Below are 14,485 nucleotides of genomic sequence, written 5' to 3'. Positions count from 1 at the left end.
GTAGGGGAGTAGGGGAGTAGGGGAGTAGTTACCCGTTCCGGGCCTAGCTTCCTTGCTCCTACTCCCTTAGTCCCTGCTTTCTACGCTGCCAGATCGCGCAGCACGTATTGCAGGATGCCGCCATTCTTGAAGTAGTCGAGCTCATCCAGCGTATCGATGCGGCAGATGATTGGCACGTTCTTCACCGTGCCGTCGCCATAGGTGATCTTGGCGACCATCGTCTGGCGCGGCTTGATGGCGCTCAACCCGTCGATCTCGACCATCTCGTCGCCCTTGAGGTTGAGGGAAGCCCATGAGGTGCCGTCCTCGAAGACGAAGGGGATGACGCCCATGCCGACCAGGTTCGAGCGATGGATACGTTCGAAGGACTGAGCGATGACGGCGCGGACACCCAAGAGGTTGGTGCCCTTGGCCGCCCAGTCACGCGACGAGCCGTTGCCGTATTCGACGCCGGCGAAGATGACCAGCGGCACGCCTTCCTTCTTGTATTCCATCGCCGCGTCGTAGATCGATTCCTCTTCCTTCGTGGGATAGTGGATGGTGTAGCCGCCCTCGCGGCCGTTCTCGCCCAGCATGTGGTTGCGGATGCGGATGTTGGCGAAGGTGCCGCGCATCATCACCTCATGGTTGCCGCGGCGCGTGCCGTACTGGTTGAAGTCGGCGACGCCGACGCCATGGTCGGTGAGGTATTTGCCGGCCGGCGAGGCAGCCTTGATCGAACCCGCCGGCGAGATGTGGTCGGTGGTGATCTTGTCGCCGAAGAGGCCGAGCACGCGGGCGCCCTTGATGTCGCCGATCTTGCCGAAACCTGATGTCATGCCGGCGAAGTAGGGCGGGTTCTGCACATAGGTCGAATCGTTGTCCCAGGCATAGGTCTGGCCTTCCGGCGCCTTGACGTTCTGCCAGTACTCGTCGCCCTTGAAGACGTCGGCATATTTGCGGGCGAACAGCTCGCGGGTGACGTTCTTCTCGATGAACTCCTGGATCTCGGCCGAGCTCGGCCAGATGTCCTTGAGATAGACCGGATTGCCGTTCCTGTCGTCGCCGAGCGGCTCCGTGGTCAGGTCCTTGGTGACGGTGCCGGCCAGCGCGTGCGCCACGACCAGCGGCGGCGACGCCAGGTAATTGGCCTGCACGTCGGGCGAGACGCGGCCCTCGAAGTTGCGGTTGCCGGAGAGTACCGCGGCAGCAATCAAACCTTTGTCGTTGATGGTCCTGGAGATCGGCGCCGGCAACGGGCCGGAATTGCCGATGCAGGTGGTGCAGCCGAAGCCGACCAAGTTGAAGCCGATCTGGTCGAGCTCCTTCTGCAGGCCCGACTTTTCCAGATATTCCGCCACCACCTGGCTGCCAGGCGCCAGCGAGGTTTTTACCCACGGCTTCTGCTTCAGGCCGAGGCGGTTGGCGTTGCGGGCAAGCAAGCCGGCGCCGATCAGCACGCTCGGGTTCGAGGTGTTGGTGCACGAGGTGATGGCGGCGATGACGACGTCGCCATGGCCAAGGTCATGGTCGGTGCCTTCGACGGCGTAGCGCTTGGAGATTTCGGCCGATTTCTTGTACTCGGTCTCCATCGCCTTGGCGAAGCCGGCCGGAATGCCTTCGAGCGCGACGCGGCCTTCGGGCCGCTTGGGGCCAGCCATCGACGGCACGACGCTGTCCAACTCCAGTTCGAGCAGATCAGTGAAGACCGGGTCGGCGGAGCCGGCCTCGCGCCACATGCCCTGCGCCTTGGAATAGGCCTCGACCAGGGCGATGCGATCCTCGCTGCGGCCGGACATTGTGAGATAGCGGATGGTTTCGGAATCGACCGGGAAGAAACCGCAGGTGGCGCCATATTCGGGCGCCATGTTGCCGATGGTGGCGCGGTCGGCCAGCGTCATGTTGGACAGACCTGGGCCGAAGAACTCGACGAACTTGCCGACGACACCCTTCTTGCGCAGCATCTGGGTGACGGTGAGCACGAGATCGGTGGCGGTTACGCCCTCCTTGAGCTTGCCGGTGAGGCGGAAGCCGATAACTTCGGGTAGCAGCATGGAAACCGGCTGGCCGAGCATGGCCGCCTCGGCCTCGATGCCGCCGACGCCCCAGCCTAGCACGCCAAGGCCGTTGATCATGGTTGTGTGCGAATCGGTGCCGACGCAGGTGTCGGGATAGGCTGTCGTTTCGCCGTCCTCGGTGTTGGTCCACACGACCTGGCCGAGATATTCGAGGTTGACCTGGTGGCAGATGCCGGTGCCGGGCGGCACGACGCGGAAGTTGCGGAACGCCTGCTGGCCCCATTTCAGGAACTTGTAGCGCTCTTCGTTGCGCTCATACTCGAGCTCGACGTTGCGGGCGAAAGCCATCGGCGTGCCGAACTCGTCGACGATGACGGAATGATCGATAACGAGGTCGACCGGCACCAGCGGGTTGATCTTCTGCGGATCACCGCCGAGCGAGGCCATGGCGTCGCGCATGGCGGCGAGGTCGACCACGGCCGGAACGCCGGTGAAATCCTGCATCAGCACGCGGGCCGGGCGATAGGCGATCTCGACACCGGCGGTGCCCTTGTCGGTCAGCCAGCCGGCGACCGCCTGGATGCTCTCCTTGGTAACGGAGCGGCCGTCCTCGTTGCGAAGCAAGTTTTCCAGCAGCACCTTCATCGAATAGGGCAGCTGGGCAATGCCGGTGAGGCCGTTCTTCTCGGCCTCGACGAGGTCGAAATAGGCATACTCGGCGTCGCCAGCTTTCAGCGTGCGGCGGCAATTGAAACTGTCGAGGGATTTTGACACGTGCGATCCGTCCTTGTCTGTTCAGCCTGAAAGGGAACGGACGCCGATGGCATGCAATCACGCGCAAAGGTGCGGGTACGGCCATTTCCGCTGTCCGTTCCCAAGCAACCCGAGCCGTTCAAGGCGGCGCGTGCGCTGGTTCGGCGCTAATTCTGTTCCCGCGCCGACCGCTGGCACGGATGACCCGCATATAGAGAATTTTCTGGAATAGTTCTAGACAGTTGCAAAGCAAATTTGTGCGATGCGGCAGCGACCGTGCCGCTTCGTTCGAGAGACAGGTACGGGATGCGGCTGATCGCCGAAAATCTGGGCGGTGAGCGCAGCGGCGCGGCGGTGTTTTCCGGCATCGGGTTTGCGCTGGAGGCCGGGCAGGCGCTGGTCGTCACCGGGCCGAACGGTTCGGGCAAATCGACCTTGCTCAGGGTGGTCGCCGGCCTGCTGCCGAAAGCCGAAGGGCGTGTGCTGCTCGAAGGCGGCGGCGAGGAATTCCCCTCTATCGCCTCCGCCTGCCACTATCTCGGCCATCAGAACGCGATGAAGACGGCGCTGAGCGTGACGGAGAATTTGCGTTTCTGGCGGGAGTTCCATGGCGAAGGCCGGCTCGATGTCGAGGAGGCGCTGGAAACGGTCGGGCTGGGCGGCATCGGCCATCTGCCGTTCGGCTATCTCTCGACCGGACAGCGACGACGCGCGGCGATCGCGAAGCTTCTGGTCAGCCACCGGCCGGTGTGGCTGCTGGATGAACCGACGGCTGGGCTGGACAAGGCTTCGGAGGCGCGGTTCGCGGGGCTGATGACGGCGCATCGCGCGGATGGCGGTATGATCGTGGCGGCAACGCATCTGCCGCTGGGATTGGAGGGGGCGAAGGCGTTGGCGATGGGGGAGGCCGGATAATGCAGGCCGCGTTCCACCATCGTTGGAGAAAGTGTCGCAAAGCCGCAGAGGCGTCGCGCCCGTGCTAGCCCTCCTCCTCCGCGACATCCGCCTCTCGATCCGCGCCGGCGGCGGCGCGCTGACCGGCGTCATCTTCTTCCTGGCCGTCATCGCCACCATCCCCTTCGGCGTCGGTCCTGACCTCAAGCTTTTGGCCCGCATCGGTCCGGCGATCCTGTGGATCGGCGCGCTGCTTGCCTGCCTGCTCGGGCTCGACCGGCTGTTCCAGGCCGACCGCGAGGACGGCTCGCTCGATCTGCTGGTGCTCGGTAACGACCGGCACATGCTGGCGCTGACGGTGCTGGTGAAATGTGTGGCGCACTGGGCGGGCAGCGTCTTGCCGCTGGTGGCCGCCGCGCCCCTGCTCGGCCTGTTCATGAACATGGAGCCGTTGGCCATCGGCGCCACGGCGCTGACGCTTCTGGTCGGCACGCCGGCCATCACCTTCATCGGCGCCGTGGGCGCCGCGGTGGCGGTGGCGCTGCCGCGTGGCGGGCTCCTAATCTCGGTGCTGGTGCTGCCGCTGACCATCCCGGTGCTGATCTTCGGCGTTTCGGCGAGCTATGGCGCGACGGCCAATCCGGATCCGTTCCTGCAGCCCTTCCTCATTCTTGCCGCGCTGACCTTGTTTCTTGCGGTGCTGGGCCCCGTGGCCGCGGCGCTTGCATTGCGTCATGGCACGGATTGAGGTGGCCACGAGCGGCACAGGCTGCGGCGTGGCGGCCGATTGCGCGGGCCGTGGCGCGAGGCTAAGGGAAGGCATGATCGAGCGCAGCGAACGGATCGGGTTGGCGGGCGGCATGCCAAGGACGCGGCCGGCATGAGCCCGCACGCCCTCTACGTCACCGCCGCCTATGCCATCACCGCAGTGGTGCTCGCCGGACTGATCGGCTGGATCCTCATCGACCAGCGGGCGCGCAAGCACGAGCTTGCCGAACTCGAGGCGGCTGGCGTGCGCCGCCGTTCCGACAAGACCGGGGCGGGAAAGCCGTGAGCAGCGAAATCGAAACGCCGCCGCCGGGCCGTCGCCGCCTGTTTGTATTCTTGCCGCTGCTGGTCTTCCTCGGCCTGGCCGGACTGTTCCTGGCGCAGCTGTTATCTGGGCGCGATGCCTCGGAAGTGCCGTCGGCCTTGATCGGCCTGCCAGCACCGCAAACCAACCTGCCGCCCCTGGAGGGCAGCAATCTGCCGGGGCTCGATTCGAAGGCCTTCGCCGGCAAGGTCACGCTGGTCAACGTCTTTGCATCGTGGTGCGCCCCATGCCGGGAAGAGCACCCGGTGCTTCTGGCGTTGGCGCAGGACAAGCGGTTCGTGATGGCGGCGCTGAATTACAAGGACCGGCCGGAAAACGCCCGCCGCTTCCTCGGCGACCTCGGCAATCCGTTCCAGGCGATCGGCGTCGACGAAGCCGGCCGCACGGCGATCGACTGGGGCGTCTATGGCGTGCCGGAAACCTTCGTTATCGGCAAGGATGGCAAAATAGCCTACAAGCATGTCGGCCCCCTGACGGCGGAGTCCGCCAAGGAACTTCTGCTGCCGCAGATCGACAAGGCGCTGGCGGCACAGATATTCAGGTGATGCCGGCCTGCAAACGGCGGCTTCCTGCGCTTCCGGTACTCACGTACTTGAGGTACGCTCCGCCCCGGTTCTCGGAATCCACCGTTTTCGACTCGGCCTGACCTGAATCTCAACGCGCCGGGCTGGCGCGTCGATCGATTTAAACTCAGCCGTAGATCTGCTTGTGGATCTGGTAGAGCATTTCCGAGCGGTCGGCCCGCATGTCGGCCAGATCGCGGCTGGAGAAGCTGTCGATTTCGGCGACGAGGCGGTTGTAGTGCTTGCGCTTGGCGATGCTGCTGCGAGCGCGGGTCATGAGATCGTTGAAGATCATAGCAAGGTTCCTTCTGTGCCGCATTCTGGCGGCTGGTTCTTCCTCCCTTGATCGATACGGAACATGACATAGTAATGGTGCATTGCAAAAAGAAGATGTCGCAATGCACCATTGCACACAGCGCATAGCCGGTTAATGGCGTCCTAAGGCACGTCCTGTCCGTTTTGTCTTACAAATTGCTGATAGCCCGTCTTGCCAGATCGGTCGCGGGCTGGCTTGATCCGGCGTCACGTGATGCCGGGAGGAAATGCATGGCGGCCGCAGACTATTACGAAATTCTCGATCCGCGTTTCGCGCGCCTGTTCAACGGCAGCGCGCAAGTGGAGAAACTGTTCACCGGCTGCCGCTGGGCGGAAGGGCCGGCCTGGTTCGCCGCCGGCCGCTATGTCGTGTGGTCCGACATTCCGAACAACCGCATGCTGCGCTTTGACGAAACCGATGGCAGCGTCAGCGTGTTCCGCCAGCCGTCGGGCAACTCCAACGGCAACACCGTCGACCGGCAGGGCCGGCTGGTCACATGCGAGCATTCGGGCCGCCGCGTCAGCCGCACCGAGCATGACGGCTCGGTCACCACAGTCGCCGCCAAATGGAAGGGCAAAAGGCTGAACTCGCCCAACGACGCGGTGGTGAAGTCCGACGGCTCGATCTGGTTCACCGACCCGACCTATGGCATCGACACCGACTATGAGGGTGACAAGGCCGAGAGCGAGATCGGCGCCTGCCATGTCTACCGCGTCGATCCCGACAGTGGTGAGGTCGAAGCCGTGATCACCGATATGGTCAGGCCGAACGGGCTTGCCTTCTCGCTCGATGAAAGCCTGCTCTATGTCGTCGACACCGGCCGCACGCATGGCGCGCAGAATCCGGCGCATATGCGGGTGTTCAATGTCGGCAAGCACGGCAAGAAGGTTTCGGGCGGCAAGGTGTTCGCCGACTGCACCGCCGGCCTGTTCGACGGCTTTCGGCTCGATGCCGACGGGCGTATCTGGACCAGCGCCTTCGACGGCATCCATTGCTACGATCCGGACGGCACTCTGATCGGCAAGGTCAAGGTGCCGGAGGTGACCGCCAATTGCGTGTTCGGCGGCGCCAAGCTGAACTGCCTCTATATCGCCGGCACCACTTCGCTTTATTCGGTGCGGCTGATGGTGAATGGGGCCAAGACGTACTGATCAGGAATGAAGGGGAGGACGTCATGCCATTCGTCAACATCCGCATCGTCAAGGAAGTGATCGCCGCCGATCCGGCAGGCAAGAAGGCTGACATCGCCAGGAAAGTCACGGCGGCGATCATGGACGCCACCGGACTTGGCAATGACGATATCTGGGTGGTCTTCGAGGAAGTCAACGCCCGCGACTGGTATGTCGGCAAGACCGATGTCGAGACGTTGCGGGCGAAGAAGTAGGGCGGCGGAAGAGAGGTCGTCGCTCAACGCGAGCGAATGAAATCCGCGAAGGCAGCCAGCGCGTCGCGCATGGCCAGCACGTTCGCCGGCCCCCCCAGAATGCTCGCCACCTCCGGCGGCTTCTTGCCGAGCAGGGCGATCTCCGGTCCGCCATCATAAAGCGCGAACGACATGGTGCGCATGATCTCGGCCAAAGCCGCGCGGGCATAGAGGGAACGCGGCGAGGCGTGCGCGAGCATGGCCGGCTTGGCAACGGCGGCGTCGCGCGAGACCAGCCAGTCGAGCGCGTTCTTCAGTCCGCCCGGCACGCCATGGGCATATTCGGGGCAGGAGACGATGATGCCGTCGGCGCCGGTGACGGCGTCGATCAGATCGGAAGCATCGCGTGGCGTCCGCTCACCCTCATCGTCGGGGTTGAAGATCGGCAGGCGGCCAAGTCCGTCATAGACGGTGACGCGACAGCCCTCGGGCGCGTTCAACGCCAACGCCGCGACCAGGGCCGAATTGGTGGAGGCCGCCCGCAGGCTGCCTGAGATGGCAAGAAGATTGAGCAAGATGGACAGGTCCGGGCGAATCGTGGCCGAAAACCCTACCACATCGTCTGCTTGTACTCGTCGTCCAGCCAACGGTCGGTCGCCTCGGCCGAATCGGCCAATGCCAGTTGGTCGCGCAGGATCTGGCCGAGCGTCGGCAGCGTCGCGCGGTCGTACCAGCTCTCCGGCTTCCACAAATCGGAGCGCATGAAGGCCTTGGCGCAATGCATGTAGGCGGCCTTGACGGCGACCACGATGACGCTTTGCGGCGCCCTGCCGTCGACCGCGAGGCGCTCGCGCAAAGTGGCATCCACGGTGATGCGGGCTTCGCCGTTGACGCGCAGCGTCTCATTCATGCCCGGGATGAGGAAGAGCAGCCCGACCGAGGGATTGCGCAGGATGTTCTCCAGCGTATCCAGCCGGTTGTTGCCGGGCCGGTCGGGGATGGCGATCGTCTTTTCGTCGAGAATGGCGGTGAAGCCGGGCTTGTCGCCTTTCGGGGTCACATCGGCATTGCCTTCGCCATCGGACGAGCCGATCAGCACGAACGGGCTCTTGCCGATGAAGGAGCGGCAATGGCCGTCGAGCGCCTTCAGTTCCTTGCGGATCGAGCCATCGGCCGGGCGCGGGGTCTTGTAGATCGTCCGCAGCTCTTCCCGGGTGGTGACGAATTTCATGGCTCTCCCCTTTAGTCCTGCCTTATTTGCCGGCTTTCTCTTCCCCGCCGGCCTTGTCGTCGAGCGAATGGCGCAGGATCAGCGGCATCTGGCTGAAGGTGAACAGAAGCGTGATCGGCATGATGCCCCAGACCTTGAAGGTAACCCAGGCGTCGGTGGAAAAATTGCGCCAGACGACTTCGTTGACGACGGCCAGAAACAGGAAGAACAGGCCCCAGCGGAAGGTGAGCTTGCGCCAGCCTTCGGCATCGAGTTTGAAGGCGGACTCGAAGACATAGCCGAGCAGCGAGCGGCCGAAGTACAGGCCGCCGAGCAGCACGCCGCCGAACAGCGTGTTGACGATGGTCGGCTTCATCTTGATGAAGATGTCGTCCTGCAGATAGAGCGTCAGCGCGCCGAAGATGAAGACGACCACGCCCGACACCATAGGCATGATCGGCAAGGTGCGGGTGAGCAGCCATGAGGCGATCAACGCGATCGCGGTCGCGGCCATGAACAGGCCGGTGGCGACGAAGATCGGGCCGCCGAATTCAGCCAAAACGGGTAATTTCTGCGTCAGCCACTCGCCGCGCGCATTGGCGAAGAAGAACACCATCAAGGGCCCGAGCTCCAGCACCAGCTTGAGCACGGGATTGACGCCTTCCTTCTTCTCTTTCTGCGGGTCGGACGGATCGCGTTCGAGAATGGGTGGGTTCATGGTATCCTTCTAACGCACGATCCGATCCGGAAGCCTCACTTCCGGCATCGTGCTTGTTCAAGCCACTCCAGCGATCGCCCTGGCGAATTCGCTTGCCGAGAAAGGTTCGAGGTCGTCGACCTGTTCGCCGACACCGATGAAATAGACCGGCAATCTGTGCTTTGCCGCGATCGCCACCAGAATACCGCCGCGCGCCGTGCCGTCCAGCTTGGTCATCACCAGGCCGTTGACGCCGGCGACGTTGCGGAAGATCTCAACCTGGTTGAGCGCGTTCTGGCCGGTGGTGGCGTCGACCGTCTGCAGCACCGTGTGCGGCGCTTCGGGATCGAGCTTGCCCAGCACACGGACGATCTTTTCCAGCTCCGCCATCAGTTCGGTCTTGTTCTGCAGCCGGCCGGCGGTGTCGATGATCAGCACGTCCGAGCCTGCCTCCTTAGCCCTCTCGAAGGCGTCGTAGGCGAGACCGGCGGCATCGGCACCGAGCTTGGAGGCAATGACGGGCGATTTCGTGCGTTCGCCCCAGATCTTCAGCTGTTCGATGGCGGCGGCGCGAAACGTGTCGCCGGCGGCCAGCATCACCGACAGGCCGCCATCGGTCAGCTTGGCGGCGAGCTTGCCGATCGTCGTGGTCTTTCCGGTGCCGTTGACGCCGACGACCAGGATGACATGCGGCTTGTGCGAGAGGTCGAGCTCGAGCGATTTCGCGACCGGGGCGAGCACCTTCTCCACCTCGGCCGCCATGACCGCGCGCACCTCTGTATCGGAGACGTCCTTGCCGTAGCGGCTGGAGGCCAGTGAATCAGTGACGCGCAGCGCCGTTTCCACGCCAAGATCGGCGCGGATCAGCACGTCCTCCAGGTCCTGCAGCGTCTCCTCGTCCAGTTTGCGCTTGGTGAAGACGCCGGCAATGTTGCCGGTCAGCTCGCGCGAAGACCGGGCAAGCCCGTCCCGCATGCGCTGGAACCAGGATCGCCTCGGCGCCGGCTCGGGCGCCTTCTGCGGCTCGGCCTTCTGCTCGACCTTCTTGGCAACCGTCACCTTGCCGGGCGCGGGTTTTGCCTCCGGGGCGAGTTGCGGAACCGATTGAGGCTCGGGCGCGATCTCGGCGATGACCGGTTGTGTTTCGACCGGCGCCGGCTGGCGGATGGGTGGCGCGATTTCCGCTGGTGGAATGCCTGGCTCGGTTTTGGCCGCTGGCGTTGGAAGGACCTCGACCGGTGCGGGCACCTCGGCCGGCACTTCCACGGGTGGCGTCGGCACTTCGACGGGCGCGGGTTCCGGTTGCCTCTCGGGACGCGAGGGAACGATCTCCGGCTCGGATGGCGCGGGCGGGGGCACCTCTTGCGGCCACGGTTCGGGCGTTGGCTCCGGAACGGCGGGCCGCGCCGGAATTTTCTCGGGCGCAGGCGGCTCGGCAGGGGTTTCCGGAGCAGGCTTTGGCACTTCCGCGGGCTTGGGTTCAGGCAAAGGCTCCGGGGTAGACGGAACGATCGGCTCCGGCGCGGGCGGAATGGTGGGGGCAGGCTCCGGTGTTGGCTCCTCGGCGGGCGCTGGCCTTACCTCCTCCTCCTCAACGAGAGGACGGGGCGCGGCCGCCGGCGCGGCTTCCGCCGCAGGCTCCTCGCGCTTCAAAAACTCCGGCAGGGCCTGCTCGGCCGCCGGCTTCAGCGCGTCGAGCTGGTCCCAATTGATCGGCGGCAGCGGGGCGGTCTCGTCGATCCGCTCCTCGACGACCTCCTTCTTGCCGAACGAAAATATCTTCTTGAAAAAACCAGCCATGCTTTTGCGTTCTCAGGCGGCGTGGGCGGCAAGCGGCGTCGCCATCAGCCGAGCGCCATCGTGGCCGGTTATATCAGCTTCGACGATCTCTCCCGGCGCGCCGGTGCCGAGTGCGGCAAGCGTGAACCCTTCGGTGCGGCCAAGACCGTCGCGCTCGATCAGGATCGACTGGCGGCTGCCGGCAAGCGAAGACAGGTGCCTGACATAGGCCGCTTCGCCGGCGGCGCGCAGCCGGGCGGCGCGCTGCTTGACCAGCTCGCGGCGAACCTGCGGCATGCGCGCGGCGGGTGTGCCTTCGCGCGGTGAAAACGGAAAGACGTGGAGATGGGTCAGGCCGCATTCCTCGACGATCTCCAGCGAATTCTCGAACATGGCGTCGGTCTCGGTCGGGAAGCCCGCGATGATGTCGGCGCCGAAAACAATACCCGGACGCAGCTTGCGCACGTCCTCGCAAAAGCGGATCGACTGATCGCGCAGATGCCGGCGCTTCATGCGCTTCAGGATCATGTCGTCACCCGACTGCAGCGACAGATGCAGATGCGGCATCAGCCGCGGCTCGGTGGCGATGGCGTCGAGCAAGTCCTCGTCGGCCTCGATCGAATCGATGGAGGACAGCCTGAGCCGCCTCACGTCGGGCACCTGCCTGAGGATGGTCTTCACGAGCTTGCCGAGCTTCGGCGCACCCGGCAGGTCGGCTCCGAAAGAAGTCATGTCGACGCCGGTCAGCACGATCTCGGCATAACCGTTGCCCGCCAGCCGCTTGACCTGCTCGACCACGGCGCCCATCGGCACCGAGCGCGAATTGCCGCGGCCATAGGGGATGATGCAGAAGGTGCAGCGATGGTCGCAGCCGTTCTGCACCTGCACGAAGGCACGTGCCCGGCCCTCGATGGCGTCGACCATGTGGCCGGCGGTCTCGCGCACCGAGAAGATGTCGTTGACGCGCGCTTTCTCGGTGTCGTTGACGCCGAAATCGGGCAGCGCGCGATAGGAGTTGGCCTTGAGCTTCTCCTCATTGCCAAGCACGAGATCGACCTCGTCCATGGCGGCGAATTTTTCGGGCTCGGTCTGCGCGGCGCAGCCGGTGACGATGATGCGCGCGGCCGGGTTGTCGCGGCGCGCCTTGCGGATCGCCTGCCTGGCCTGGCGCACCGCTTCGCCAGTGACGGCGCAGGTATTGAAGATCACGGCGCCACCTGCCAGCGCGGCGAGGCCTGCAGTTTCGGCCTCGCGCCGCATCACTTCGGACTCGTAGGTGTTGAGGCGGCAGCCGAAGGTCACCACGTCGATGCGGCCGGGCTGCTTCGCCACGTCGACGCCTTTGGCAAGAGCGGACATCAGGCCGCGCTTTCGGTATCGCGGGCCCATTGTCCGGTCGACGGATCGAAGCTGCCGGAAAATTCCCATTCGGCCGCGCCGGTCAGGATGACGTGGTCGTCATCGCGCCACTCGACATGCAGCGTGCCGCCGCCGGGGGTCAAAAGGTTGACGCTGCGGCCGGTGCGCCTGGTGCGGGCCGCTGCAACGACAGCCGCGCAGGAGGCGGTGCCGCAAGCCTTGGTCAGGCCGGCGCCGCGCTCCCAGGTGCGGATGATCATGCTGTCGGGTGAGGTCACCTGCGCGATGGTTATGTTGGCGCGCTCGGGAAAGATCGGATGGTTTTCGAGCAGCGGGCCGAAACGGTCGAGTTCATAAATCCAAACGTCGGCGTCGACCCAGAAGATGGCGTGCGGATTGCCCATCGAGACGGCGGAGGGCGAATGCAGCACCGGCGCATCGATCGGGCCGACCTGCAATTCGATCATGCGGGTGTCGCGGAACTCCTCGGCCAGCGGAATATCCCGCCAGCCGAAGCGCGGCGTGCCCATGTCGACTGAAATCGAGCCGTCGGCATGTTCGCGGGCATTGAGGACGCCGGCCACTGTCTCGAAGGTGAAGGTCTTCTCGCCGGTCTCGGCGGCCAGTGCCTGGACGACGCAGCGCATGCCGTTGCCGCAAGCCTGCGCGCCGGACCCGTCTGAATTCAGGATATCGACGAAATAGGCGGTGCCCGCCGTCCTGGCGTCATGGATCGCCATGATTTGGTCGAACCGCGTCGCCGCGTCGCCATTGAGCGCGATGGCAGCCGCGGCCGTCACCCGATCCGCACGGCCGCGCATGTCGGCAACGATGATCTCGTTGCCGATGCCGTTCATCTTGGCGAAAGGGGCCGTGCCTGCCATTACTCCGAAAATTCCATGTCCGTTCGGCGCTATATGGCGGAAACGGGCAGGAATTACCAGTGCGCAGCCGCGTTCACGGCGAAGGCGCCAGACCGACATCACGGCGAAGGCGCCGGACCGACATCACGGCGAAGGCGCCGGATCACGGGGAAGCCGGTCTTACGTCACCGCGAAGACCCCGAACAAGATCAACAGGAAGATGATGAGCACGATGCCGATGAGAATACGCGCGCCGGTGGCGGCGGCACCGGCCAGCGCCGGCATGCCGAGCAGGCTCGCCGCGGCGGCGATGATCAGGAGAATGATGATCCATCTAAGCATGGGAACGCCTCGCAAGCCGAACACATTGAAACCGGTTGAAGAACGCGGCTGTCGAGCTTGGGTTCCCGAGGCTATCAAATCCGGGGCACTTCCCAGACTTCGCCGGGCCGCAAGGCACGGAAATGCTCTCGCGGCAGGCCTTCGGCGTCCAGTGCTTCGACCAGTTTCCGGACCGGCTCTTCGAATGGCTCGTCGGTGAGCTGGAAGGTGCCCCAATGGCAGCCGGCGGCGAAGGCGGCGTTGCACAACAACATGCCCTGGACCGCTTCCTCGGGGTTCTGGTGCTGCGGCGCCATGAACCAGCGTGGCTCGTAGGCACCGATCGGCAGGATGGCGAAACGGAACCCGCCATGTTTTTCCGCCATCAGCCGGTAGTTGATGCCATCGTGGAAGCCGGTATCGCCGGCAAAATAGATCTTTCCGCCCGGCGTCTCGATGACGAAGCCGGCCCACAATGCCATGCGCCGGTCGCGCGCCCCGCGCGCCGACCAGTGATGCGCGGGCTCGACGTGGATGGCGGTGCCTTCGCCGGCATCGACCCTGTCGCCCCAGTCATGCGCGGAAAGCCGCATGCCGGGCACGGCGGCGGCGATGATGGCATCGTTACCGAGCGGCGTCACCACCAGCGGATCGTGCGTCTTCTTCAACTTCCCCAGCGTGGCAAGGTCGAGATGGTCGTAATGGTTGTGGCTGACCAGCACGAGGTCGATCGCCGGCAGATCGCCAAAAGCGATACCCGGCGGATTGACGCGTCTGGGTCCCACAAAGGAGAACGGCGAGGTGCGTCGCGACCAGACCGGATCGGTGAGGATGTTCAGCCCGGCGGTCTGGATCAGCAAGGTGGCATGGCCGACCATGGTCACGGTCAGATCGGCGCCTAGAACCGTCGCGACCGGCTTTGCCTGCGCAAAGGGGCTCGGGCTGGCAGCCGGCCATTTCGCGCGTTGGCCGCTGAACTGCCATTTCAACAGGTCCGTGAAGGGGCCGGGCATCCGGCCGCCGGGATTGAAGAACAGGATGCCGTCGAAATGATCGCTGGGCGGGCCGCTGTAGTAGCGGTTGGCGGCTTTCTGTCTCGCGGCCAAGGTCTGCGCTCCAGCGGGTTTCGGTGAACTCTTTTTTCACGCACTCCCTGGGGAAAGCGCTACGCATTTTTCCCGGGAAAACCGCTTTTCCTGGAACTGCTCACATCTAGACATAAGCCCCGCCGCGGCTGGCGCAAGCGTTTGCCGGCCGAAGGCCAAGGGCGGCGAAGC

The 14,485-nt window shown here is 64.6% G+C and carries 16 protein-coding genes; 6 read left to right on the top strand and 10 right to left on the bottom strand.

The features are described 5' to 3' along the window. Positions 1-80 precede the first annotated feature (80 nt). Positions 81-2,771, bottom strand: a complete 2,691-nt coding sequence (acnA, locus tag FJ492_RS22255; protein ID WP_140510369.1) for an aconitate hydratase AcnA — start codon at positions 2,769-2,771, stop codon at positions 81-83. A gap of 285 nt (positions 2,772-3,056) precedes the next feature. On the opposite strand from acnA, the gene ccmA reads away from it, so the two are divergent. From ccmA to FJ492_RS22235, 4 genes are all read left to right on the top strand, one after another. Beyond that, a complete protein-coding gene (ccmA, locus tag FJ492_RS22250; protein ID WP_140718321.1) occupies positions 3,057-3,665 on the top strand; it encodes a heme ABC exporter ATP-binding protein CcmA in 609 nt (202 codons plus the stop codon). A gap of 61 nt (positions 3,666-3,726) precedes the next feature. Further along, entirely contained in the window at positions 3,727-4,392 is a 666-nt protein-coding gene (ccmB, locus tag FJ492_RS22245; protein WP_140510365.1) for a heme exporter protein CcmB, read from the top strand. Positions 4,393-4,524: 132 nt separating this feature from the next. Beyond that, a complete protein-coding gene (ccmD, locus tag FJ492_RS22240) occupies positions 4,525-4,698 on the top strand; it encodes a heme exporter protein CcmD (RefSeq protein WP_140772299.1) in 174 nt (57 codons plus the stop codon). Then, positions 4,695-5,282, top strand: a complete 588-nt coding sequence (locus tag FJ492_RS22235; RefSeq protein ID WP_140772297.1) for a DsbE family thiol:disulfide interchange protein — start codon at positions 4,695-4,697, stop codon at positions 5,280-5,282. Before ccmD ends, FJ492_RS22235 begins: the two co-directional genes overlap by 4 nt. 145 nt (positions 5,283-5,427) lie before the next feature. Here the strand turns inward: FJ492_RS22235 and FJ492_RS22230 are convergent, their stop codons facing one another. Further along, positions 5,428-5,595, bottom strand: a complete 168-nt coding sequence (locus FJ492_RS22230) for a hypothetical protein (RefSeq protein ID WP_023774506.1) — start codon at positions 5,593-5,595, stop codon at positions 5,428-5,430. Between the two features lie 251 nt (positions 5,596-5,846). Here FJ492_RS22230 and FJ492_RS22225 point away from each other — a divergent pair, with 251 nt between their 5' ends. Together FJ492_RS22225 and FJ492_RS22220 are read left to right on the top strand one after the other, a co-directional pair. Further along, positions 5,847-6,767 (top strand): SMP-30/gluconolactonase/LRE family protein, encoded by a 921-nt coding sequence (locus tag FJ492_RS22225; protein WP_027145572.1) that lies wholly within the window; start codon positions 5,847-5,849, stop codon positions 6,765-6,767. Positions 6,768-6,790: 23 nt separating this feature from the next. Continuing rightward, positions 6,791-7,000 carry a 4-oxalocrotonate tautomerase family protein gene (locus FJ492_RS22220; RefSeq protein ID WP_140510357.1) on the top strand — a complete coding sequence of 70 codons (210 nt, stop codon included), beginning with the start codon at positions 6,791-6,793 and terminating at the stop codon, positions 6,998-7,000. A 23-nt stretch (positions 7,001-7,023) separates the two neighbouring features. Here the strand turns inward: FJ492_RS22220 and FJ492_RS22215 are convergent, their stop codons facing one another. From FJ492_RS22215 to FJ492_RS22180, 8 genes are all read right to left on the bottom strand, one after another. After that, positions 7,024-7,554, bottom strand: a complete 531-nt coding sequence (locus tag FJ492_RS22215; RefSeq protein WP_140752527.1) for an NADPH-dependent FMN reductase — start codon at positions 7,552-7,554, stop codon at positions 7,024-7,026. Between the two features lie 35 nt (positions 7,555-7,589). Then, entirely contained in the window at positions 7,590-8,210 is a 621-nt protein-coding gene (locus FJ492_RS22210) for a pyridoxamine 5'-phosphate oxidase family protein (protein WP_140772295.1), read from the bottom strand. 22 nt (positions 8,211-8,232) lie between these two features. Next, positions 8,233-8,907 carry a septation protein A gene (locus FJ492_RS22205; protein WP_140510351.1) on the bottom strand — a complete coding sequence of 225 codons (675 nt, stop codon included), beginning with the start codon at positions 8,905-8,907 and terminating at the stop codon, positions 8,233-8,235. 57 nt (positions 8,908-8,964) lie between these two features. Beyond that, positions 8,965-10,686, bottom strand: coding sequence for a signal recognition particle-docking protein FtsY (gene ftsY, locus FJ492_RS22200; protein ID WP_140772293.1), 1,722 nt, complete (start codon positions 10,684-10,686; stop codon positions 8,965-8,967). A gap of 12 nt (positions 10,687-10,698) precedes the next feature. Then, positions 10,699-12,024, bottom strand: a complete 1,326-nt coding sequence (gene mtaB / locus FJ492_RS22195) for a tRNA (N(6)-L-threonylcarbamoyladenosine(37)-C(2))-methylthiotransferase MtaB (RefSeq protein ID WP_140510347.1) — start codon at positions 12,022-12,024, stop codon at positions 10,699-10,701. Continuing rightward, positions 12,024-12,908, bottom strand: coding sequence for a diaminopimelate epimerase (dapF, locus tag FJ492_RS22190; protein ID WP_140772290.1), 885 nt, complete (start codon positions 12,906-12,908; stop codon positions 12,024-12,026). The genes mtaB and dapF overlap by 1 nt, the downstream gene beginning before the upstream one ends. A gap of 159 nt (positions 12,909-13,067) precedes the next feature. Then, complete coding sequence (locus FJ492_RS22185) at positions 13,068-13,229, bottom strand: DUF1328 family protein (RefSeq protein WP_013892243.1); 162 nt, start codon at positions 13,227-13,229, stop codon at positions 13,068-13,070. A gap of 74 nt (positions 13,230-13,303) precedes the next feature. Continuing rightward, positions 13,304-14,314 (bottom strand): MBL fold metallo-hydrolase, encoded by a 1,011-nt coding sequence (locus FJ492_RS22180; RefSeq protein WP_140772288.1) that lies wholly within the window; start codon positions 14,312-14,314, stop codon positions 13,304-13,306. Between the last annotated feature and the right edge of the window lie 171 nt (positions 14,315-14,485).

The sequence above is a fragment of the Mesorhizobium sp. B2-5-4 genome (assembly GCF_006441095.1).
In the GTDB taxonomy this organism is placed as follows: Bacteria; Pseudomonadota; Alphaproteobacteria; order Rhizobiales; family Rhizobiaceae; genus Mesorhizobium; species Mesorhizobium salmacidum.
The sequence above is the reverse complement of the archived record's forward strand: the minus strand, read 5'-3'. Positions and strand labels throughout refer to the sequence as shown.

Coding starts and splice junctions, on each gene's coding strand:
- mtaB (WP_140510347.1), bottom strand. CDS start 12,024: ATGTCCGCTCTTGCCAAAGGCGTCGACGTGGCGAAGCAGCCCGGCCGC.
- ftsY (WP_140772293.1), bottom strand. CDS start 10,686: ATGGCTGGTTTTTTCAAGAAGATATTTTCGTTCGGCAAGAAGGAGGTC.
- FJ492_RS22205 (WP_140510351.1), bottom strand. CDS start 8,907: ATGAACCCACCCATTCTCGAACGCGATCCGTCCGACCCGCAGAAAGAG.
- FJ492_RS22185 (WP_013892243.1), bottom strand. CDS start 13,229: ATGCTTAGATGGATCATCATTCTCCTGATCATCGCCGCCGCGGCGAGC.
- dapF (WP_140772290.1), bottom strand. CDS start 12,908: ATGGCAGGCACGGCCCCTTTCGCCAAGATGAACGGCATCGGCAACGAG.
- FJ492_RS22225 (WP_027145572.1), top strand. CDS start 5,847: ATGGCGGCCGCAGACTATTACGAAATTCTCGATCCGCGTTTCGCGCGC.
- FJ492_RS22210 (WP_140772295.1), bottom strand. CDS start 8,210: ATGAAATTCGTCACCACCCGGGAAGAGCTGCGGACGATCTACAAGACC.
- ccmD (WP_140772299.1), top strand. CDS start 4,525: ATGAGCCCGCACGCCCTCTACGTCACCGCCGCCTATGCCATCACCGCA.
- FJ492_RS22230 (WP_023774506.1), bottom strand. CDS start 5,595: ATGATCTTCAACGATCTCATGACCCGCGCTCGCAGCAGCATCGCCAAG.
- ccmA (WP_140718321.1), top strand. CDS start 3,057: ATGCGGCTGATCGCCGAAAATCTGGGCGGTGAGCGCAGCGGCGCGGCG.
- FJ492_RS22220 (WP_140510357.1), top strand. CDS start 6,791: ATGCCATTCGTCAACATCCGCATCGTCAAGGAAGTGATCGCCGCCGAT.